This is a genomic window from Desulfoluna sp. CLI2B (assembly GCF_056847375.1).
In genome coordinates this window covers 4,131,319-4,153,607 of the sequence record NZ_CP186557.1, presented here as the reverse complement: position 1 = coordinate 4,153,607, position 22,289 = coordinate 4,131,319, and the positions used below count along the sequence as shown (strand labels likewise).

Annotated in this window: 20 protein-coding genes; 19 read left to right on the top strand and 1 reads right to left on the bottom strand. The window is 59.9% G+C overall.

What is annotated here, in order from left to right; translation table 11 throughout:
- The first annotated feature begins 28 nt into the window (after nucleotides 1–28).
- From wecB to ACOYW2_RS19335, 13 genes are all read left to right on the top strand, one after another.
- Nucleotides 29–1,171, top strand: a complete 1,143-nt coding sequence (gene wecB, locus ACOYW2_RS19395) for a non-hydrolyzing UDP-N-acetylglucosamine 2-epimerase (RefSeq protein ID WP_482419604.1) — start codon at nucleotides 29–31, stop codon at nucleotides 1,169–1,171.
- The gene (locus ACOYW2_RS19390; protein WP_482767632.1) at nucleotides 1,161–2,447 is read left to right on the top strand and encodes a glycosyltransferase; all 1,287 of its coding nucleotides are present in this window, start codon (nucleotides 1,161–1,163) and stop codon (nucleotides 2,445–2,447) included. Before wecB ends, ACOYW2_RS19390 begins: the two co-directional genes overlap by 11 nt.
- On the top strand, nucleotides 2,444–3,607 hold the full coding sequence (locus ACOYW2_RS19385) for a glycosyltransferase family 4 protein (protein WP_482417672.1): 1,164 nt from the start codon (nucleotides 2,444–2,446) through the stop codon (nucleotides 3,605–3,607). The genes ACOYW2_RS19390 and ACOYW2_RS19385 overlap by 4 nt, the downstream gene beginning before the upstream one ends.
- A 37-nt stretch (nucleotides 3,608–3,644) precedes the next feature.
- Nucleotides 3,645–4,397, top strand: coding sequence for a hypothetical protein (locus tag ACOYW2_RS19380; protein ID WP_482767631.1), 753 nt, complete (start codon nucleotides 3,645–3,647; stop codon nucleotides 4,395–4,397).
- Between the two features lie 67 nt (nucleotides 4,398–4,464).
- Nucleotides 4,465–5,742, top strand: coding sequence for an O-antigen ligase family protein (locus tag ACOYW2_RS19375; RefSeq protein WP_482767630.1), 1,278 nt, complete (start codon nucleotides 4,465–4,467; stop codon nucleotides 5,740–5,742).
- On the top strand, nucleotides 5,729–6,769 hold the full coding sequence (locus ACOYW2_RS19370; RefSeq protein ID WP_482767629.1) for a polysaccharide deacetylase family protein: 1,041 nt from the start codon (nucleotides 5,729–5,731) through the stop codon (nucleotides 6,767–6,769). Before ACOYW2_RS19375 ends, ACOYW2_RS19370 begins: the two co-directional genes overlap by 14 nt.
- Nucleotides 6,770–6,838: 69 nt before the next feature.
- Complete coding sequence (locus tag ACOYW2_RS19365) at nucleotides 6,839–9,031, top strand: right-handed parallel beta-helix repeat-containing protein (RefSeq protein WP_482767628.1); 2,193 nt, start codon at nucleotides 6,839–6,841, stop codon at nucleotides 9,029–9,031.
- A gap of 36 nt (nucleotides 9,032–9,067) precedes the next feature.
- Nucleotides 9,068–9,334, top strand: a complete 267-nt coding sequence (locus ACOYW2_RS19360; RefSeq protein WP_482767627.1) for a hypothetical protein — start codon at nucleotides 9,068–9,070, stop codon at nucleotides 9,332–9,334.
- 88 nt (nucleotides 9,335–9,422) lie between these two features.
- Complete coding sequence (locus ACOYW2_RS19355; protein WP_482767626.1) at nucleotides 9,423–9,824, top strand: glycosyltransferase family 2 protein; 402 nt, start codon at nucleotides 9,423–9,425, stop codon at nucleotides 9,822–9,824.
- A 4-nt stretch (nucleotides 9,825–9,828) separates the two neighbouring features.
- The gene (locus ACOYW2_RS19350; protein WP_482767625.1) at nucleotides 9,829–10,356 is read left to right on the top strand and encodes a glycosyltransferase family 2 protein; all 528 of its coding nucleotides are present in this window, start codon (nucleotides 9,829–9,831) and stop codon (nucleotides 10,354–10,356) included.
- A gap of 11 nt (nucleotides 10,357–10,367) precedes the next feature.
- On the top strand, nucleotides 10,368–11,483 hold the full coding sequence (locus ACOYW2_RS19345) for a glycosyltransferase family 4 protein (RefSeq protein ID WP_482767624.1): 1,116 nt from the start codon (nucleotides 10,368–10,370) through the stop codon (nucleotides 11,481–11,483).
- Entirely contained in the window at nucleotides 11,480–12,391 is a 912-nt protein-coding gene (locus ACOYW2_RS19340; RefSeq protein ID WP_482767623.1) for a glycosyltransferase family 2 protein, read from the top strand. Before ACOYW2_RS19345 ends, ACOYW2_RS19340 begins: the two co-directional genes overlap by 4 nt.
- A gap of 3 nt (nucleotides 12,392–12,394) precedes the next feature.
- Complete coding sequence (locus tag ACOYW2_RS19335; RefSeq protein ID WP_482767622.1) at nucleotides 12,395–12,607, top strand: hypothetical protein; 213 nt, start codon at nucleotides 12,395–12,397, stop codon at nucleotides 12,605–12,607.
- Between the two features lie 99 nt (nucleotides 12,608–12,706).
- Here ACOYW2_RS19335 and ACOYW2_RS19330 read toward each other — a convergent pair whose 3' ends face one another.
- Nucleotides 12,707–12,991 carry a hypothetical protein gene (locus tag ACOYW2_RS19330; protein ID WP_482767621.1) on the bottom strand — a complete coding sequence of 95 codons (285 nt, stop codon included), beginning with the start codon at nucleotides 12,989–12,991 and terminating at the stop codon, nucleotides 12,707–12,709.
- A 564-nt stretch (nucleotides 12,992–13,555) separates the two neighbouring features.
- Between ACOYW2_RS19330 and ACOYW2_RS19325 the strand changes: the two genes are divergently transcribed.
- The 6 genes from ACOYW2_RS19325 to ACOYW2_RS19300 all read left to right on the top strand — a co-directional run bounded on the left by ACOYW2_RS19325 (nucleotide 13,556) and on the right by ACOYW2_RS19300 (nucleotide 22,259).
- Nucleotides 13,556–14,419: an ExeA family protein gene (locus ACOYW2_RS19325; RefSeq protein ID WP_482767620.1), complete on the top strand. Its 864-nt coding sequence runs from the start codon at nucleotides 13,556–13,558 to the stop codon at nucleotides 14,417–14,419.
- Nucleotides 14,420–14,898: 479 nt separating this feature from the next.
- Nucleotides 14,899–15,486, top strand: coding sequence for an ElyC/SanA/YdcF family protein (locus ACOYW2_RS19320; RefSeq protein ID WP_482767619.1), 588 nt, complete (start codon nucleotides 14,899–14,901; stop codon nucleotides 15,484–15,486).
- 65 nt (nucleotides 15,487–15,551) lie between these two features.
- Nucleotides 15,552–17,570 (top strand): asparagine synthase (glutamine-hydrolyzing), encoded by a 2,019-nt coding sequence (gene asnB / locus ACOYW2_RS19315; protein WP_482767618.1) that lies wholly within the window; start codon nucleotides 15,552–15,554, stop codon nucleotides 17,568–17,570.
- Between the two features lie 33 nt (nucleotides 17,571–17,603).
- Nucleotides 17,604–18,689 (top strand): adenine nucleotide alpha hydrolase family protein, encoded by a 1,086-nt coding sequence (locus tag ACOYW2_RS19310; protein ID WP_482767617.1) that lies wholly within the window; start codon nucleotides 17,604–17,606, stop codon nucleotides 18,687–18,689.
- 2 nt (nucleotides 18,690–18,691) lie between these two features.
- Nucleotides 18,692–19,030, top strand: a complete 339-nt coding sequence (locus tag ACOYW2_RS19305; protein WP_482417658.1) for an acyl carrier protein — start codon at nucleotides 18,692–18,694, stop codon at nucleotides 19,028–19,030.
- A 19-nt stretch (nucleotides 19,031–19,049) separates the two neighbouring features.
- Nucleotides 19,050–22,259 carry a non-ribosomal peptide synthetase gene (locus ACOYW2_RS19300; RefSeq protein ID WP_482767616.1) on the top strand — a complete coding sequence of 1,070 codons (3,210 nt, stop codon included), beginning with the start codon at nucleotides 19,050–19,052 and terminating at the stop codon, nucleotides 22,257–22,259.
- The last annotated feature ends 30 nt before the right edge of the window (nucleotides 22,260–22,289 follow it).

Here is a 22,289-nt window from a genome sequence, read left to right as displayed (position 1 = left end):
GCCGTTGATTTCACGGGGTGTGAAACAGATGAAGAAAAAAAAGATATTTGTCGTGGCCGGGGCCCGTCCCAATTTCATGAAAATTGCGCCCATCGTCCGCGCCATGGACGCCTCCCCGGCCTTTGAGACTGTGATCGTCCATACCGGTCAGCACTACGACCACAACATGTCCGGCTCCTTTTTCGCGGAGCTGGGCATCCGGAGGCCGGACCACAACCTGGAGGTGGGGTCCGGTACCCATGCCTTTCAAACCGCTTCGGTGATGATGAAGTTCGAGGAGATCTGCCTGACGGACCGGCCCGATTACGTGATGGTGGTGGGGGACGTCAACTCAACCATTGCAGCTGGCCTTGTGGCCAAAAAACTGGGGGCGAGCCTGATCCATGTGGAGGCGGGCCTGCGCTCCGGGGACCGCCTGATGCCCGAAGAGATCAACCGGCTGGCCACCGATGCCATCACCGATATTTTCTTCACCACGGAAAAGGGCGCCACCGCCAACCTTGTTTCCGCAGGGTGCGACCCCGGCCGGGTCCATTTCGTGGGCAACGTGATGATTGATAACCTGTTTTATCAGCTGGGCAGGCTCGAGGCCTCGGCGGTGTCCGGGGAGGTGGCGACCCTGAAGCAGAGCATTCGCGGAAACTACATCTGTCTGACCATGCACCGGCCCTCCAACGTGGACAACCCCGAAGTGCTTGAGGCCATGCTGGCCGCCCTCGGGGAGCTCGCCGGAGAGGTGCCAGTGCTCTTTCCCTGCCACCCCCGGTCGCGAAAAAACATCACGCGCTTCGGCCTGGACGGGTATCTGAGCGAACTCCCCATCAACGGCGGCACCGTGAAAGAGGGCCTGTTGTGCATGCCGCCCCTGGGCTACAACGATTTCCTCTACCTGTGGAAGGATGCGGCCCTGGTCATCACAGACAGCGGCGGGCTTCAGGAGGAGACCACGGCCCTTGAGATTCCCTGCATCACGATCCGGGAAAACACAGAGCGCCCCGTCACCGTGGATGTGGGCTCCAACCTTATCGTGGGATCCGACGGCGAAAGGCTCAAAACCGAAAGCCTGAAGGCCCTGTCCGGCCGCTGGAAGCCATGCACCGTGCCGGAGCTGTGGGACGGACACGCCGGTGAGCGGATCACGTCGGTTCTTGAGGGCGCCTGTGGCATCTAAAAACCTTTTGATGGTGTGTTACTACTTTCCGCCCTTGACCGATGTGGGGTGCAAGCGGAGCGTTGCCTTTGCCACCTACCTGAAAAAGGACGGCTGGAGCCCCTATGCCCTGAGCGTGAAAAACCCGGACAGGCACTACTGCTCCCTGGGCACGGACGCACCTCCGGACGGGGTGCCCGCGGTCTACACCCGGTCCATCGTCAATCCCATCAAGTTTCTGGGCAAGGCCAACGGCCTGGTGGACAGGGTCCTCTCCCTGTTCAACAGGGGGGTGTCGCGGAACTATTTCTACGAGTTCCTCTGCATCCCCGGTTCCTGTGGGGCGGGGGTGCCGCTGACCATTGTCCGGGCCGTCAAGCTCATCCGTGCCCACAAGATCGATACCGTCTATGTCTCCTGCTCCCCTTTCAGCGCCGCCCTCATCGGCGTGGCCTGCCGACGGCTCACCGGCAGGCGATTGGTCCTTGATTTTCGCGACCCCTTCGGGTTGACGGTGGAGGGCTCCAAGGCCAGCCGCACCAAAGAAAAGATCGATGCCTTTTTTGCGAGGCTGTTTTTGAAACACACGGACCTGCTCATCGTCACCACCGACGAGACCCGGCGTGAGTATGCGGCCCAGTTCCCCCAGTTCAAAGAGAAGGTGGTGACCGTTCACAACGGCTTTGACGCCACCCACCTGGTGACGGATCGCCCGGAGAAGTTCCACCGGTTCACCATCATCTATACCGGGCAGTTCTACTACAAGTTCAACCCCTCCCTGAACATGTACGCGGACAACTTCTTTTCGGCCCTGGCCCAGTTGAAGAAGGAGAACAGGATCTGTCCCGAGACCTTTCGGTTTCTCTTTTACGGCTCCGAACAGGGGGCGATTCGCGACTATGCGGCCCGGTACGGGGTGGAGGACCTGGTGACGGTCAACGGCCGGGTGAGCCACGCCGAGGTGCTGCTGGCCATGAAGCGGTCCCATTTGCAGCTGCTGCGCATCATGAAGCTGATGCTCAGCACCAAGCTTTTTGAAGGGATCCCCATGAACATCCCGTTTCTGGCCACCATCCCGTCCGGTGAGGCTGAGGAGATCATACGGCGTTACAGCCCCGCGTCCTATGTCATCACCGAGGACTCATCGGAGGAGATCAAAGGGGCCATTGTGGATGCCATGGACCGGTATGCGGAAGGCCCCCTGCCCGACAATCATGTGGAGGAATTCATGGACTGTTTCTCACGGGAGGCCCTGACACAAAAACTCATGGGCCACCTTAACCCGGATATTTCATGAGCAAAATGGACCGAGGAGAGCGTGTGATGGAAGGCAACGGCAACAGGAAAAAGCTGGTCTTTATCGTTCCCCGCCCTTTAAGCAAGGTTTCGGAACTGTCCAAGTATGAGGATCTGTCGGCCCATTTTCAAGGGGTGGTGCTGGGCTCTTGCTACGGGCCCATGCTCAAGGTGCGCAAGGCGGGACATTTTCGGTTGATTCTCACGAAAATCCGGTACGACCGGTACCTGATGTACAACATCCTGTTTTTCATGCGCTGCGTGGCCTTTGCCCTGGCCTCGCGGGTGAAAAGGGACCGCTACGACCTGGTGGTTACTTACGACCCGTTGAAAACCGGGGTCTGGGGCGCTGTCACCGCCGCCATCTTAAACACGAAGTTCGCCCCGGAGGTCAACGGGGTCTACACATCCCCTGCCGAGTACATGGACGACGCCCATACCCTCTCCGTGAAATTGAAGAAGTTCTTTTACCCCAGGATCGAGGCCTGGGTCCTCAAAAGGGCCGACGGGGTTAAGCTCCTGTTTCCCACCCAGGTGGACCCCTTCAAACCGGTGATGAAGACCGACGTCATCCACAGCTTTTCCAATTACGTGCCCATCGACCGGTTTGCCGGGGAAAACGGGACCGAGAACCACGAGGTGCTCTTTGTGGGGTACCCCTTCAAGCGCAAGGGGGTGGATATCCTCATTGACGCCTTCAAACGGGTGGCCCCGGAGTTCCCCCAGTGGCGGCTGAAGATCCTCGGCTGGTACCCGGACCCCCGGGAGCTTAAGGCATGCATGGGCAATCATCCCCAGATCCTCCACCACCCCCCGGTGGAGACCTCGGAGGTCCCCGCCCATATCCGGGGGTGCTCCATCTTTGTGCTGCCCTCCCGTTCGGAGGCCATGGGACGGGTGCTGGTGGAGTCCATGGCCGCCGGGAAACCCCGCATCGGGGCCAATGTGGACGGGATCCCCACCGTGATCCGGGACGGGGTGGACGGGGTGCTTTTTGAGCCTGAAAATACCGCGGAGCTGTCGGAAAAACTGGCGCAGCTCATGGGGGACAAGGCCTTGAGGGACGTCCTTGGTGAGGCCGCCCGAAAGCGGGCGTTCACCGAGCATGTAAAGGAAACCTACCTCAACAATGTCGTGAGTTTTTACAACGCCGCCATGTGAGCGTGGCGTTGAGGCAAGACCACGGGAAGGAGGGACCATGAACAGGGCAGGGGTCGGCACGGCCGAGAAAAAGGCAATGGACCTGTCAAATCAACCCGGCACGTATTTTGTCTGGACGCTGCTGTTTTTATGTCTGGCAGCGATTTTTTTCATCATCATGGTGACGGACATGGAGCTCTATCTCCTCCTGGTGAAGGAGAGCGCCTACACCGAGTTGTTGACGGCGATCCTTTACCTGGCTTCGGGGTTGATGTTCTGGGTTCGGGCCTGGCAGGTCTACCGGGTAGAAAGGTCTTTCAAGGGTATCGTGTTCTACCTTCTCTTCGGGCTGATGTTTGTGTTTATTGCCGGGGAAGAGGAGAGCTGGGGGCAGTGGATGTTTCATTATGAGGTTCCGGAGGGCATCTCCAGTATCAATGTCCAGAACGAACTCAACGTCCACAACATGGCTTTTTTCTCCAAGTACTCCCATATTTTCAACACCCATCGGGCGCTGGCGGCCATGGCCGGCATGCTCTTTGTCATCCTTCCCTTGCTGAACGCGAGGGTCCCCAGGGTGCGGGCCCTCCTTGAGACCCTGCGGTTTCCCGTGGCGCCCCTGCTTTGCGTCCCCCTGTTTGTGGTTGCCGTAACTTACGAAAAGGTGGCCATGATGGTTCTGGCCCACTGGTCCCACGCCGAGATCGCCGAGTTTTTCTATTCCATGGATTCCTATTATGCATCGTCGGTCTATACGCGGGCCGACCTGGGGCCGCGGAAGTCCCCGAAGGGGAAGATCGCCGAAGCGTGATCAGAAGCTTCTTTACCAGCGGGTCACGGCCCAGAGCCCTGCCCCCCGAAACCGGATCGGAAGGCCTATGTCCAACGTAACGCAACCCGGGCTAACCATGGAGCGTGGAACCCAGTACGCGTCGTGGTTTTTTTTCACCATGATGTACCTTGTGGTGGATTACGGCAGGCCCCAGGTGGTACTGCCCATCGCCGCCATACGGCCCGCCCTGATCCTGACTCTGGTTCTGTGCTTCTACCTCTTGATCAACGGGTACAAAGACTACCTCCAGTACCGGCAGATATGGCTCATGGGCCTGTTCATTCTGTTGCTGGCGGCGTACGTTCCCTTTGTCCGTAACCAGTATTACGCCTTTATGGCCTTCAAGACCCAGCTTCTGTACATGCCCTTTGTGCTTTCCCTTATCGTGTGCGTGAACTCGGTCCGTCGCCTGCGGACCGTCATGACGGTGGGGGTGATCCTGTCGATTTACATCGGTTTTTACTCCATGACCCACGGCTGGATCGGGCCGGGGCACTATTTCCACGATCAGAACGACCTCTCTTTGTACATGAACATGTGGTTTCCCATCAGCTACTACCTTTATGTTACGGAACGCAGCCGAAGCCTCCGGCTTCTCTTCCTCGCAGGGGTGGGGGTGGGGCTGCTGACGGTGGTGGGCTCCATGTCCCGCGGGGGCTTTGTGGGGCTTTTGGCGGTGTGTCTTGCCATGTGTTTTTTCTCAAAGAGAAGGGCGCTTTCCCTTACCCTGGTGGCCCTGGCCTGCGTGGCCGTGGTCTTGTGGGTGGACTCCGGGTACATCGATGAGATGGCCACCATCACGGATTTGTCGGAGAGCACCGCAGATACCCGGCTCAAGTCCTGGGCCGCGGGCTGGCGGATGTTTCTGGACAATCCCCTGGGGGTGGGGGGCAACAACTATCCTATCCGGTTTCCCGAATACCAGGGGGATGATTTCCAGAAGAGCATGTGGGGCCGTGCCGCCCATTCCCTCTGGTTTACCCTGATTCCGGAGACCGGCATTATAGGGACCCTTCTCTACCTGCTTTTGGTACACGCCAATATGAAGGACGCCTTCTGGCTGATCAGGGTGTCGGCATGGGATGAGGACAGGGACGAAGACGAAGAGGATGATGATGAAGCCGAAGATCGCGGGTTCCTTCGCGCTTTGGGTCTGGGATATGTCGTGGCCATGGTGGGGTTCTTTGCCTCGGCCACCTTTATTTCGGTCCTGTACTACGCCCACTTCTGGTACCTCACGGGGTTGATCATCGTGACGGTCAACGTCGCAGACCCCCTGGCCGAGGCGTGGGAACCTTCCGGGGCGAGCCATGGGGTTTCTTGACCTGACGGGCGCCAAGGGCGCCGTGAAGCGGGCCATGGCCTGGGCATACTGCCGAACGGGGCTGACGGCCCGGCGGCTGGCCGATCTCTCCTTCGGGGCCTATCCCGTTCTCATGTACCATCGCGTGCTTCCCGAATCCGAAGCGGCGGGCACCACACAACCCGGGATGTACGTGACCCCTGAGACCTTCGGGGCCCATGTGGCCTACCTGAAAGAGCGATTTGACATTGTCTCCCTTGAAAAAGCCCTCGTGCTTGCCCTTTCAGCCAACGGCGCCGGGTCGGGACGTCCCTATTGCGTCCTGACCTTCGATGACGGGTGGATCGACTTTTACGAAAACGCCTACCCGATCCTGAGGCGCGCCAAGACCCCGGCCACGGTGTTTTTGCCCACCGCCTTCATCGGGGAAAACCGTACCTTCTGGACCGACAGGCTGGTAACCCTTTTTTACGGTCGCCAGGGCGCGGTGAAGCAGGCCGAGCCCAGCAGAGACAGCCGGGTGAGGGCCCTGGAGGGGCTCAAAGGGACCGTGGAGGCACAGATCGAAGCCGCGGCGGCCCTGCTGAAAAAAGAGCCCGTCGCAGAGATCGAAAAGGTGCTCACCCTTCTTTTTGAGAGGTGGCAGGTGGGGGTTGCCCCGACAAAGCGTGCCTTTATCAACTGGCAGGAAGTCGAGGAGATGCGGGCCTCGGGCCTGGTCACCTTCGGGTCGCACACCCACGGCCACCATCTGCTTACCCTTCTCAGCGACGAGGAGGTGGCCGAGGAGCTGACTGTCTCCATGGCACAGCTCTGTGCCAGGGGTGCCGTGGACCCCGGGTTCTTGCCCTTTTGTTATCCCAACGGCAACTGGAATCCCGCCGTTGCCCGGCAGGTGGAGTCGTGCGGGTTTGCCGCGGCCGTGACCACCGAGTGGGGGTGGAACGACGGGAGAGGTGATGTGTTCAGATTGAGCAGGGTCCCGGTGCATGAGGACATGACAAATTCGGACAGGATGTTCGGCTGCCGGTTGGCGGGCCTTTTGTGAGGGCCGTGCGGCGGTGAGTTTTTGCATGGGGTTTTGAAGCAAGTCGAAAAAAAACGTGGATGGAGGAAAATGATGGACGAACGGACAAGGACAAGGGGGGCTGCGGGCCGATGCTGCATGGTGATGTGGGCGGTGCTGTTCATGATTGGAGCCGGGGTCGCGGAGGTCCGGGCCAAGTCGCTGTATGTGGCACCCGGGGGCAGCGATTCCGTCTCCTACGACAGCAACACCATCGACAATCCCTGGGCCTCGCCCCGGCAGGCCTGGTTCAACGCCCGGGCCGGTGACACCGTCTATTTCCGGGGAGGCAGCTACACCATCTCCTCGGAGATCGATACCAAGAGCAGCGGAAATGACGGCACATCCTCAAGTCCCATCACCTTTCGGAACTACGAAAACGAAGACGTGACCTTTGTCAGCACCCTGGGATCGGCCAAGGTGTTTGACATCGAGCGAAACTACAACGTCGTCAAGGGGATCAATTTTCGTGGGGGCGGCATCTTTTTCCATGTGGGCTACAACACCACGGCAACGAACTTTACCATCTCCCACTGCACGGCCGAGATGACCGACGGCGGGGACAACGTGGCCTTTGTCAAAGCGTCAATCCGGGCCGAAAATCTTCTTATGGAACACTGCACGGTGAGGGGGCCCGGCTTTAACGTCCACCAGAACACCGCGGGCGTGATTTTCTTCCGCAGCCCCGGAGCCAGGGTGCTCCACTGCGAGTTTTCCAACGCCCCCATCGGCATTTTTTACAAGCATGCCAACACGGCGAACTCCCCCCAGATTGAGATCGCCTACAACTATATCCATGACACGGCCAATCGCTACTCCATCCTCACCAACACCAACTATGCCTACATCCACGACAACGTCATCGGCGTTTCCAACGCCAACTTCCGGGTGAACAGCGAAAACGGCGGCGACGGCGGGGACAACAACAAGATCTGGTACAACACGGTGTTCGGTGCCCAGCTGCTCTTGAGCGACGACGCAGACGGCGCCCGGAACAACGACATCCGGGGCAATGTCTTCACCAAAGAGATTCCCATCCACCGGTATGAGAGCATGGCCCATAACTCCGTTATGGACGAGAACCTGCACCCCACCGGGACCATCGTCATCGAAAACAGGGTGAACTACGACCTGAACGCATGGCGCAGCCACACCGGGGGCAGCGCCAACTCCGTGCTCATGGGCTCCACCTCCGCGGATTTCGTGGGGGGCAGCTCGCCGAGTTCCCTTTCCGGATATGCCTTGAGCAGCTCCAGCGCCGGTTACATGGCCATCAACCGGGATGTGGACGGGGACGGCTCATCCGAAGCGGCCAGCATGGGGGCGTACATCCCCCTGGTGGGGCCCCAGGACGGTGGGGACGAACCCGTGGATCCGGATCCTCCCGATTCCAATGTGCCGGTGCCCCGTGTGGACAGCGTGGAGGTGGTGGATGAGGTGGCCGGGGACGACACCATTTTCATGGACGACTTTGAGTCGTCTTCCCTTTCCAGCGACTACTCCGACTACAACGCCGGGGACAACACCGCCTTGTCCATTACCTCGGACCAGGGGTTCGGCGGCTCCTCCAAGTCCCTTGTGGCCAAATGGTTTAGCGCAGGGCAGGTGAGCGCCGGGTCGGTCTCCTACTTTTTCGGGCGAAACCCGGCGGGCTCCAAGAGCCGCAGCTCCGAGGATTTCGACGAGATCTTCTGGCGGTTTTACATCAAGCTCTCCAAGGGGTGGGAGGGCAACGCCAAAAAAGTCACCCGCGCCTCGGTGTTTTCCGCCTCGGACTGGCGCCAGGCCATGATCGCCCACGTGCTGGGCATGGCAACAATGAGCTGGCCCTGGACGAATCTCAAGACCTTTGTCTCCGGCAGCACCGTCACCTCCACCACCTACAACGACCAGAACAACGGGACGTGGCTGGGGGCCAAGTCGGGGAGCACCCAGATCTATGCCACGGACAACGCTGATCACTGGATCTGCATCGAGTCCCGGGTCAAGCTCAACTCACCGGGCAACAGCGACGGGGAACAGGACCTCTGGATCGACGGGGAGCTGGAGATTCGCCAGACAGGCCTCAACTGGATCGGTTCCTGGCGTGACTACGGCATCAACATGATCTCCCTGGGCAACTATTGGAACGGTGGCTCCCCCCGGCCCCAGCAGCGGTACCTGGACAATCTGGTCATCGCCACCTCACGCATCGGCATGGCAGGCTCGCCGGTGATCTTGGCCATTTACAATACTGCTTTTTGATGATCGGGCCACACCCAGAGCGGGTTCGAAGGGCAGGTGAGCACCACGTCTTCGGAGACCGGCATGGTGTGGGCCGGGCAGGTGTCGGGCACCGGCAACACCCTGGTGGTGAACAGCAGCTCCGGTGCCTTTCAGGGAAGCCTTGCAGGCCAGGCCTCCCTGGCTCAGTGCACCACCTACTACGCCCGGGTCCGCCAGACCGACGAAGGGGGAAACCTCTCGGGCTGGTCCCCCTGGAAGATGTTCGTCACCCTTGAGGCCCCCTGGGGCGGCGGGGAGGTCGGTCCCCTTGAGGTGAACTGACACGGCTTAAATGATCACAGCGATGCCTCCGGCAGGTCCGCCGGAGGCATCGTTGATAACCTAATATTGAAAAGGCCAACGGAGACCCATGGATATACAAGGTCCATCCCTGTCCGTCATTATTCCCGCCTACAATGAAGAGGAGTTCATCGGCGCCACCCTGGGGCGTGTGTTTGAGCTGCTGGACGACGACCTTCTCAAGGAGGTGGTGGTGGTGGACAACGGCTCCACCGACGGCACCGCGGTCATTGCCCGGGGGGTGGAGGGGGTGACCCTTGTCCCTCTTGCCGAGGCCGTCACCATTTCGCGGGCCCGCAACATCGGGGTTGCCTCGTCGACAGCCCCGGTCCTGGCCTTTCTGGACGCCGATGTGCTCATCACCGGAGAGTGGGTGAGGCAGCTGCGCCAGGAGCTTCCCCTGATGGAGGGCGGGCCCCTGGTGGGCGACCGGGGCCCTGGACGACCTCTCCGAAGAGCCCAGCGCCCTTGAGGAGGTGTGGTTCGCTCACCTGGTCCGTCGGACCCACCGGGCCGCCACCTACCTCAATGGTGGAAACATCATCACAACCCGGGCCGTGTTCGAGGCCGTGGGCGGGTTTCGTGAAGACCTGGTGACGGGGGAGGACGTGGATTTTTGCGACAGGGCCCGGGCCGCCGGGGCGGCGCTGCACATCAACCCGGGGTACAGGACCCACCACGAGGGGTACCCGAAAACCGTGAAGGCGTTCTTCCTAAGAGAACTCTGGCACGGCACCGGGGACATGCAGAGCTTTGGGGCCTTTACCCGATCCAAGGTGGCTGTGGCCGCCTCGGTCCACAGCGTCCTGTGGTGTCTTTCGCTTCTCCTGCTGGTGACGGGGCGCTTTGCAGGGGCCATGGTGGCAGCGGTGGCGGCCGTGGCTCTCAACGTTGGGCTCACCGTCACCAAGTTCGGTTTTATTACGCCCCGGGCCCTGGTGCCGAATGTGTTCTACCATGGGGTGTACCTGGTGGCCAGGAGCCTCTCTTTTCTTAAACGTTGACCCGAAAGGCCATGATGCGCGTCTGTTACATTGTCTCCGACGATCTCTGGGCCGGTGCCGAGGTCATGGCGTGGAACCTTGCCCGGACCCTGCATGCGTCGGGCAGGGTGGCTGTTCAGGTCATCGCCCTGAACCCGGGGCGGCTCTCCCGCCTCCTCCGGGAAGAGGGCGTGCCCGTGTGGGTGGTGCCTGAAGAGACCCTCTCCTTTGGGACGCTTTTGGTGAAGGTGCGCAGGATCCTCAAGGAGACGGCGCCGGACATTGTCCATGCTCACCGGTACAAGGAGAACATCCTCACCTTTCTGGCCTGCGGCCTGGTGCAGAGACCGCGGCTGGTCTCCACCCAGCACGGGATGCCGGAGACCTCCCTTAAAGAGTCAGGGATTCTGAAACGATGCGTATCACGGATCAACATGCTGCTGCTCACCCACGGCTTTCACCTGTATGTCTGTGTCTCCGACGATTTAAGGAGAGCCATGGCTCGCAGTTTCGGCCTCAAGGATGGGAAGGCCTGTGTGGTCTACAATGGGGTCACCCCCTCTGGGGGCCTTGCACACCGGCCGGCAGGGAACACCCTCACCATCGGCTCCGCAGGCCGGTTTTACCCGGTGAAGGATTTTGCCTTGATGATCGATACGGCCGAGGCCGTGGGGCGCCTCCTGCCTGAGGTGCGGTTCAAGCTGGCCGGGGACGGCCCCTTGCGGGACGCCCTCCAGGGGCGGGTCCAGGCTGCAGGGCTCACGGACCGGTTCTCCTTTGCGGGGCATGTGACGGATATGCCCGCTTTTTACCGGTCCATCGACATCTACCTCAACACCTCCGTGCACGAAGGCATCCCCATGAGCATCCTGGAGGCCATGGCCGCCGGGGTGCCTGTGGTGGCCCCCGATGTGGGGGGGCTCGGCGAGATCATCACCCACGGCAGGGACGGGTACCTGGTGCCCACCCGGGACGCGGGGGATTTTGCCCGGTGCCTGGTTCCCCTGTGTGAAAACGGTGACCTGCGAGAACAGGTGGCCCACCGTGCCGAAAAAACCGTTCAGGACCGTTTCTCCGCCGAGGCCATGGCGGAGCATTACCATCAACTGTATGAAGGGGTGCTGGATCGGCCCGGGGGGGATCGATGAGTGCATGGCTGTTCGCGGGGTCCGTGTTCATGATTTTTTTCGCTTACTTTGGCTACCCCCTGTCCCTGAAGCTGATCCGGCCGAGGCATGCCCCGGTGCAAAAGATGTCCATTCTTCCGTCGGTGACCTTTATCATCGCAGCCTACAACGAGGAGAAGAGGATCGGGCAAAAACTCGAGGACACCCTTGCCCTGGACTATCCGCAGGACTCCTTTCAGGTGGTGGTGGCCTCCGACGGATCCACCGACGGCACCGCCGATATTGTCAGGACCTTTGAGGACCGGGGGGTAGAATTCATCGAGATGCCGGGGCGCAGCGGCAAGGAGCGGGCGCAGAAGGCCGCCCTGGAGCGTGCCCGTGGTGAGATCGTGGTTTTTTCCGATGTGGCCACCATCCTCGAACCCCACGGCATCCGGGCCATTGTCGCCAACTTTGCGGATCCGTCGGTGGGGTGTGTCTCCAGTGAGGACAGGCTCCTGACGCGGGACGGCAAGCCGTGCGGGGAAGGGGCCTATGTCCGCTATGAGATGTGGGTGAGGCGGGTGGAGTCTTTGGTTCATTCGGTGGTGGGACTCAGCGGCTCTTTTTTTGCCGCCCGGAAAGAGGTGTGCCGGGATTTTTCCGGGGAGATGCAAAGCGACTTCAGAATGCTGCTTTCCGCGGTGAACCTGGGGTATCGCGGGGTGAGCGATCCCAATGTCCTGGGGTATTACCACGACATCGCAGACCCGGACAAAGAGCTGAGCCGGAAGGTCCGTACCGTGGTCCGCGGCCTGACCGTTTTTTTTGAGAACAGGCGGTTTTTGAATCCCTTCAGGTACGGCCTGTTTTCCTATCAGCTTCTGGCCCACAAGCTCTGCAGGTGGCTGGTTCCTTTTTTTCTCGTGGTCGCCTTTGGGCCAACCTGATCCTTGCGGCATTTTCTGTTTTTTTTCTGCCTGCTGTTCTGGCAGGAACCGTTTTACGGGATTGCCGCCGCCGAGCATGCGAGAAGGACTCCTTTTGCCCATGCCATGCTTCGGATTCCCGGGTATTTTGTCACCGTGAATATCGCCATTGCCCTGGCCTGGAAGCTTTACTGGAGCGGGCATCGCATCGTGATGTGGACTTCATCGGAGCGGTAAAGGCAATGTGGAAGAAGAACAAGGAGGCAGTCCATGGAAAAAGGAGAATGGGGTGCCATTCTCCTTTTTTCATGGGCATGCCCCCCCCAGGGAGGCTGCTCAGTGGACTTTCTTGGCTTCGAGGCGTTTCCGGCAGATACCGGCAAGGCCGAACAGGGCGATACCGAGGAAAAAGAGTGACGCGGGGTCATACACCGGCGCTGCGTCAGCCTTGGCAGCCTTGGGTGTGGTGAGGCTTCCACTGACGGGTTGCACGGCGTGGCCCATGGAGCGGGAGGTGTCCTGCCCGCTGAAGGACGTGGTGACCGCCACAGGAGAGTGGGTTGTATCGGCGGAGGCTATCAGCAGGGGCTGGGTTGTGTACCCGGCCTCCGGTGCCACCATGGACTCATGGATAGTATGTGGTGAGGCAAAAACAGTTTCCCGCCGTGGTGAAGAAAATGGCGAAAAACGTCAATAGCCAAGGGGTCAAACGGTATTTCATTATGTCTCCAAACGTGGGAAGGGTAAACGATGAGACGATATGGCGGAGCATGATGGAGATGTTTTGGAATCGCTGCCGATGGGCGTTGTGCGATCCGGTCATGGTGAGGGTGAGAGGGAGGTTCCAACTTAAGGGGAAAATACTGCAGGAATGATGCCAGGACGCCCTGATGAATCGCAGGGTATGGATGATTCGTAAATACACTGTGTTCAGCCCGGGATGCCACCGGGCGGGGTTGGTATGGAATGTGGTGATGTGTACCTTCTTACATAGTTTGCTGTGTTGATGTGTAACTGATTACATAATTGATCCCACCCATGGAGCCCTTTCATGCCCACGGAAACCCGTGAATGCACTTTGGTTGTTCAAACCATCTAAAACCCAACAGCAACCGGTTGTAACGATAATGTATTGATTTTGGTGTCATTGTTATCCCATGACATATCCTGGCAAGGAGTGTAGCCATGTACGTAGAGCACTATAGCCTGAAGGCCAAGCCCTTTGAAATCACCGCGGACCCGGACTTTCTCTGGCTCGGGGAAAAGCACAGGGAAGCCTATGCCATGCTGCGGTACGGAGTGCTTGAGAACAAAGGGATCCTTTTGCTGACCGGTGATGTGGGGGCGGGAAAGACCACCCTGATCAAGGCCCTTGTGGGGGATCTGTCCGGGGATGTGATCTGTGCCACCGTCCCGGACCCCGGGGTGGGCGTGATGGACTTTTACAGGTTCATGGCCCGAGGGTTCGGCATTGATGCTTCCTTCTCCTCCAAAGGTCAGTTCATCACCGTTTTCGGCACCTTTCTTCAAGAATGTTTCAACCGGCGAAAGATTGTTCTGCTTATCATTGACGAAGCCCAGAGGATGAGCGAACGATTGCTGGACGACGTGCGCATGCTCTCCAACCTGGAGCACAACGGTGTCAAGATGCTCAACATCTTTTTTGTGGGCCAGCAGGAGTTTCTGGTTGCCATCAGCACCCAGAAGTTCAGGGCCTTTCGCCAGCGCATCACCCTCAGCTATGCCATCGAGCCCCTGGACCTGGAGGAGACCTACCGGTATATCGCCTCGCGGCTGAAGAAGGCCGGGGCAAAGACCAACTGCTTTACCAAGGGCGCCATCAAAGAGATTCACCAGTACTCGGGAGGCTCACCCAGGGTGATCAACCTGCTCTGCGACATGACCATGATGGTGGGCTACTCCAAGGGGGTAACGCGACTGGAAAAACAGACGGTCCGGGATGCAGCCGAAAAGCTGCCCGGGGTGACGGCACCCGTAAAGAAAAAACGGAAGCTGACACGGGACGAGCCCCGTGAACCGGCGGTTTGAATTGTCTTGATGTATTGAGTTTCTATGCTATAATGTATTTAATTTTTAATCCCTTATAAGCTGAGTGTGACAGCCTCATACCTTGTTTTTCATCATGCCTTGCGCAGATCTGCAAGGGATGATGACGGGCTGAAAAGTGGTATCGTACCGCGTTTTTCGAGCCTTTGTTTCCGTGCGTCTGCAGCTTGTCCGCTTGCCGGGGACTCACAAGCCGTTTGACCGAGACCGTCTTTATCCCAGCCACCTCTGTACTCTGTCTTTCTTGAGCACCCCTGTCTCTCATCCCCGTGTATCCCTCATGTTCATGCTGACATCGTCGCTTATCTCAGCGCACCCACCGGCGCGATCAGTCAATGCCGTCCACCCACAGGCTCGAGGGGATCGGATCGTTTATCGTGCACAGGTCAAAAGCAACAACGGAAAGATTCGTCCCTCCATGGGCGACGGTCAGGCGCTGGACGCTGGGCTTTGGTCTTTTGGTGTGCGGGGCATGCCTTCTGGCCTTGTCTGTTCCGGCCGTCAAGGTGGAGTTACGGGCCGCCCTCGGGCGGGAGCTCATTGATGTGGACTCGCCCATCCCGGGGAAAGTTGACGCAATATACGTTCTGGGCGGGGGCGTCCGAAGCACCCGCGCCCATTTGAAACGGGCGGCGGGCCTGTACCATCAAGGTGTCTCGGAAAAAATTCTTTACTTTCATCGGGACGGAGACACGGTGAGGGACTGGTCCCTGGGGCGCGACATCAGCCGTGACGCCTGGGTGATGAGGCAACTGACCGCCCGTGGGGTTCCCGTCTCGGCCACCGAGGCTGTCCCTGTCATGGAGGGGTTCTGGGGGACCTATTCCGAAGCTGAGGCGGTGTCGGCCCTCGTGGTGGAACGACGTCGGAATAGCCTGCTGCTTATCACCTCGCCACACCATACAAAGCGCGTTCGGCAGTCCTTTGCCTATTTTCTCCGGGGGCAGGGGGTCTCCGTCCTCGTGGGCGGCTCCGAGGACACGGCCTATCTCCGGGAGCTTTTGATGGAGCACGTGAAGGTGAGGGTTTACGGAATGTTTCTGCTGTAGGAAACCTCGATGAAAATCGACGGCGCACCGGGATCCCGTCAGGGAAGGGAACGGTGCGGCGGACAATGCAAGGAATCATGCCTATGTGCGGCGTTTCAGGGATATTGGGCGGTCACCTGGACGGACCGTCAAGGGAGAAGGCGATCTGCTCGATGGTCTCCACCTTGACCCACCGGGGACCCGACGGATGGGGCATCTATTGTAGCGGGGAGTTGGCGCTGGGGCATACCCGGCTCTCCATCGTGGACCTTCAGGGCGGTCATCAGCCCATGATGAGCGACCGGTTCGTGATCTGCTACAACGGAGAGATCTACAACCATATCGAGCTCCGGCAGGAGCTTGAGAAGAAAGGGGTCACCTTTGAGACCACGTGTGACACGGAGGTGGCCTTAAAGGCCTTTGAGGTCTACGGCACCGATGCCTTTTCCCGGTTCAACGGGCAGTTTGCCATGTTGATCTGGGACCGGCTGAAAAAGGAGCTGGTGGTGGCAAGGGACCGTTACGGTATCCGTCCCCTGTACATTCTCCAGCATGGGGGCGCCTTCTATTTTTCCTCGGAGATCAAGGCCTTCGACACCCTGGAAGGGTTCCGGCGCACCATGGACATGCAGGGGCTGTTCGAACATGCCCTGTTGTGGAACACCATGGGGGACAGCACCGTTTCTGCCACGAACGGGATCCGCAGCGTATCGTCCGGGACCTTCGAGCGGTTCACGGCCCAGGGCCAGAGTGGGGCGGTCGCTATTACGAGATCGGCGTCCTGCGGGACGTCGCCGGAGACCCTTGAGGAGGCAGGGGAGCTCCTGGAGTCCCTGCTCCTCGACTCGGTGCGTCTGCGGCTCAGGAGTGATGTGCCGGTGGGGGCCTACCTGAGCGGGGGCATCGACTCGTCCGTGATCACCCACCTGACCTCGGTGTGGAACCGCGAGAAGTTCAAGACCTTTTCCGTGGCCTTTGAAGACGCCGAGTTTGATGAGTCCTTTTTCCAGCGGGAGATGGTCTCCCGCATCAACTCGGATCACCTGGCCCTTCAGGTGGGCTACAGTCACATCAACGAGCATTTCCTGGATGCCGTGTATCACTTTGAACGGCCCGTGTTCCGTACGGCAGGGGTTCCCCTGTTCATGCTCTCCGAGAAGGTCCGGGAGCACGGGATCAAGGTGGTGCTCACCGGGGAAGGGGCCGACGAGATTCTCTGCGGGTACGACTCCTTTAAAGAACTCAAGCTCCTGGAGTTTTGGGGACGGGATCCTTCCTCCACCATGCGTCCTTTGCTGATCAAAAAGCTCTATCCCCATCTTCGGCATTACAGCAACCCCAGGCAGTACGGGTTGATGAAGATGTACTACGAGGGGTTCCTCGGAGAGTACGACAACGAACTCACCGGCCTGAACATCCGCGCTGGCAACAACCGGATCCTTGCCAAGTACTTCCACAAAGACCACCCCGTGACGTTTGAAAAGGAGCGCCTCATCGAGACAGCCAGGCAGGTGCTTCCCGACAACTTTTCGTCATGGACCCTCCTCCAGAAAAACCAGTTCATGGAGATGAAGACCCTCCTTTCCGGCTACCTGCTCTCGTCCCAGGGGGACCGCATGTCCCTGGCCCACAGCGTGGAGGGGCGCTATCCCTTCCTGGATCACCGGGTGGTGGAGGCACTTTTCTATTTCAAGGACAGGTTCAAGCTCCGGGGCTTTTCCCAGAAGTACCTGTTGGGCAAAACCTACGGGCACCACCTGCCCGATGCCATCGTCAACCGCCCCAAAAAACCTTACACCGCCCCGGATCTGAAGTCCTTTTTCCATGGGGGCGGCCTCTCGGAGCAGGCGGCACATTTCCTCTCCCCGGAGGTGATCCGGGAGTACGGGGTCTTCGACGAGACCATGGTGGAAAGGCTGGTGAACAAGTTCAACCGCCAGATACCAGCTGAGATCGGCTATCGCGACAACATGCTCATCACCTTTATCCTGTCGTGCCAGATGACCCATCACTGGGCGGGGCACCCGAAAAAGGACCTGCTGGACCCGGCGTCCATGACCGTAAGGATCGACGACCGGCAGGGAACCACAGGGGCTGTTGGATAGGATCGTTGACCTAACCCAAGAGAGGATCATTCCATGAAGGAACATACCCAGGACCGCTGTGTCAGCTGCGTTCTTTCCGCTTCTTTTCCGGGCATTGAGTTTAACGCGGAAGGGGTCTGCAACTTTTGTCGGAACAAGCTCCAGATAACCTCCGATGCCGAGGCCATTGCCCGAGCAAAAGAGAAGATCGAGTCCACCATCAGCCAGCAGCGCGGCCAGGGCCGGTACGATGCCCTGATGTGCTACAGCGGCGGCAAGGACAGCACCTACACCCTGATGCTTGCCGTGCATAAATACGGTCTGAGGGTGCTCTCCTTTACCCTGGACAACGGGTTTTTGTCCGCCGGGGCCATGGATAACATCAACCGGGTGGTGGACGGCCTGGGTGTGGACCAGGTGACGGTGAAGCCGTCGTCGACCTTTTTCCGGTCCGTTGTCAAGGCCAGCGCCCTCAACGACATCTTTGGCGACCGGGCCCTTGTGCGCATCTCCTCCGGGTGCCATGCGTGCATCTCCCTTGTGAACATCACCGCCCAGACCATGGCCCTTGAAAAAGGCATCCCTTTTATCCTGGCCGGGTTCACCCTGGGCCAGATCCCAGCCAACGGCGTGATGTACAAGACCAACTACCGCTTTTTGATGGACAGCCGCAAAACTGCCATGGACAACCTCAGGGCCCACGTCGGCGACGATGTGGATGCGTACTACGGGATCCGGGAGTCCCTCATCGATGCGGTGACCTCCTACCCGTACACCATGAACCTGCTCTGCCTCGAAGATATCACCGAGGCCGAGATCGTGCGGGCCATCGAGCCCCTGGGCTGGGAAAGGCCCGGGGATGTGGACGGTTGCTCTTCCAATTGCCGCCTGAACACCTTCAACAACCATATCCACCAGATAAAATACGGATACAGCCCCTATGAACTCGAACTCAGTCACCTCATTCGAAAAGGGCTGATGGCAAGGGACGAGGCTCTGGAAAAGATATTTGATCAGCCGGTTGATCAGTTTCAATCGGTGATGAGCCAACTCGGCATGACAGACAACGACATCGATTCCCTTGAGCCCCGGAGGCAGGAGGCCTGTTCCGGGGGCCTGGGAGCGATGGGGGGGACTTGACCATGGGACCAGTGAACTCAGGAGACCGCCCCGACAATGGGGCTGAAGGAACCAACACCATCGTGTTTCGAAAAAAGGAGATCCAGGAGGCGCTGCTGGAATTCATCACACGAAACTTCATGGTGGAGCGCAGCGACATCAAACTGGATCTCTCCATGATTGACGAGGGGATCATTGATTCCTTCGGTCTGGTTGAAATCGTCACCTTCATGGAGACGACCTTCGACATGGAGGTGGCCGACGACGACATGAACCGAGATAACTTCGGCTCGGTCCTGAAGATCGTGGATTACATCTACAGACAGACCGACACCGACATCCCAATCCGTGCCGCAACATAACCCCGGGAGGTATTGTATTATGACGACCTTCAGCAGCGAGGCCGCAAGTTATCCTGCATCGGCCATTCAAGAGCAGTTCTGGCTCATCAACCAGCTCCATCCGGAGAGCTCTGCCTACAACATTCCCCTTTTATTTCGCATCAGGGGGCCCCTTGATCGCGACAGCCTGGAAAAAAGTCTCAACGACATGATCGGACGTCACCAGATCCTGCGGACCTGTTTTGCCATGGATCGGGGCGATCTGGTGCAGCATGTGGCACCCAGCCTGAACCTTCCCCTGGCCTGCGATGTGCCGGAAGGGGAGGAGGCGGTGAACCGCTGCGTCCGTGAGGAGCTGAGGCGGCCCTTTTCCCTGTCGGAGCTTCCCCTGATTCGCTTCCGGCTCTTTCGGACAGGGGAGGAGGAGCATCTCTTCCTCATTGTCATGCACCATATTATCACCGACCTGCGGACCAAGGAGCTCTTTACCGAAGAGCTCTCCTCCCTGTACGGAGCGGCGGTGACCCGGCGTCCGGCCCTACAGCCCGCCTCGTCGGTGCCTTATGCTGAGTTTTCGAGGTGGCAGAGGGACTGGCTCGCAGGGGATGAGTGCCGCTCCATGCTGGTGTACTGGAAGGAGCATCTCAAGGGCCGCACCGATTCCCTTGACCTGCCCATGGAGAAAAAGCGTCCGTCGCTTCTCTCCCTGGAAGGGGAGGCCGTGTTCTTCCACCTGGAGCCTTCGTTTGTGGGTGAGTTGAAGCAGTTTAGCAGAGACCGCAGCGTCACGATCTTTCTGACCCTTCTGGCCGCCTACGCGGCCTTGCTTTTCCGCTACGGCGGCAACCCGCAGCTCACCATCGGCGTGCCCCTGACCAACCGGCGCAAGGAAAGATACAAGGATACCCTGGGGTGTTTTGTCAACATTCTTCCCCTGGCCGTGACCGTGTCCGGGGAGACCAGCTTCCCGGACCTCCTGGGCAAGGTCCGGCAGGCCATGCTGGGAGCCCACAGGCATCAGGAAGCACCCTACCGCCTTCTGGCGCACACGGTGGAGCCCAGGACAGGCTCCAGCCACAACCCGTTGTTTCAGGCCGGGTTTACCCTGGATCCCCCTGTAGGAATGAGTTTAGAGGGCCTTGAGGTGGAGCCCGTGGCCGTACACAGCGGGGGCGCCCAACTGGACCTCTTCTTTACCTTCTGGGAAGGGGACGACGGGATCCGGGGGTACTTTGAGTACAACTCGGAGCTTTTTGACGAGGCCATGGTTCGGCAGGTCTCTGAGAATTACCGAACGCTTCTCCGGGAGGTGCTCCGGGACGGGGACCGCCCCATTGCCGCTATTCCCGTGGTGTCCGAAGGGGAAAAAGAGACCCTGTGCGTGGCGTGGAATCAAACGGAGGCACCTGCGTCCCGGGGCACGGTGGTGCACCGGCTCATCGAGGCTCAGGTGGATGCCGCCCCCCATGCCGTGGCCGCCGTGTTTGAAGGGGAGTCCCTCACCTACGGCGATCTGAACCGGCAGGCCAACCGGCTGGCCCGGTACCTTGGGGCCCAGGGCGTGAAACCCGGCGACCTCGTGGGGATCCATATGGAGCGCTCCCTGGACATGCTTGTGGCACTGGTGGGCACCATGAAGGCCGGGGCGGCCTATGTCCCCCTGGACCCGGCCTTTCCCGAAGAGAGGCTCCAATACATGCTTTCCCACACCGCGGCCTCCGTGGTGCTGACCCAGGAGAGCCTCAAAGGGACCCTGCCCGCGTGCACGGCCCGGCGGGTGTGCATGGACACCGACCGGGGGGCCGTGGCCGAGCAGTCCGACGACAACCCGGAGGTGGCGGTCTCCCCCGACGATCTGGCTTACGTGATCTATACCTCGGGGTCCACGGGGCGCCCCAAGGGCGTGGCCGTGCACCACGATGCCGTGGGCAACTTTTTGTCCAGCATGGCCAGGGAGCCCGGACTCACATCCGAGGACGTGGTGCTGGCCGTGACGACCCTTTCGTTTGACATCACCGTGCTGGAGCTCTACCTGCCCCTCATCGTGGGCGCCAAGGTGGTCATCGCCCCCAGGGATACCGTGGCCGACGGGCGGCTGCTTTTAGAAGCCCTTTCCCGGCATGGCGTGACCCTGCTCCAGGCCACCCCCGTCACCTGGCGCCTTCTCGTTGCCGCCGGGTGGCAGGGGGGAGATAACCTGAACGTCCTGTGCGGCGGCGAAGTTCTGCCCGCGGATCTGGCCGCCGCCCTTGTCTCCCGGTCGTCCCGGGTGTGGAACATGTACGGCCCCACCGAGACCACGGTTTGGTCCACCTGTGCCCGCATCACGGACGGGGAGGCAAGGGTGACCGTGGGACGTCCCATCGACAACACCCGTACCTACATCCTGGATCCCTGGATGCAGCCGGTTCCCACGGGGGTCTCAGGGACCCTTTTCATCGGCGGGGCCGGGGTGGCCAAAGGGTACCTGCATCAGCCCGACCTGACCCGGGAGATGTTTGTCCCCGATCCCTTTGCCGGGGAGACCGGGGCCCGGATGTACAACACCGGGGACCTGGCCCGTTACCGCGCCGACGGCACCATCGAGGTGCTGGGGCGGTCGGATTTTCAACTCAAAATCAACGGGTTCCGCATCGAGGCCGGGGAGGTGGAGACCGTGCTTTCCGGCCATCCGGCAGTCTCCCAGGCCATTGTGTCGGCCCATGAATTTGAGCCCGGGGATGCCCGGCTCGTGGCGTACATCACCCACACCAACGGCGGCCAGAGTCTTGTCTCCGATCTCAGGGCGCACCTTGCAGGGAGCCTGCCCGATTACATGATCCCTTCCATCTTCATGCCCCTTGATTCCTTGCCCCTGACCCCCAACGGAAAGGTGGACCGCAAAGGGCTTCCGGTGCCGGATACCCGTCGGCCCCAGACGGACCAGGCTTTTATGGCCCCGCAAAGCGATATGGAAAAGCTCCTCTCGGAGATCTGGACCCAGGTGTTGAAGGTGGACACCATCGGCACCGGAGACAGCTTTTTCGAGCTGGGGGGCAACTCCCTGCTCGGGGTTCGGGTGGTGGGCAAGGTGGGTGAGGCCCTGAAGCGGAAGGTTCCCGTCCTGGCGCTCTTTCAGTATCCCACCATTGCCGCCTTTGCAGGCTACCTCGCAGGGGAATCAGCGCAACCGGCTGTGGCCCAGGACAAGATTTCAGATCGCGCCACACAGAAGAAGCGGGCAATGGCCCGCCGACGGCGGTCGCCATAAGAGGTCGGCAACACATCACAGCCATGGATG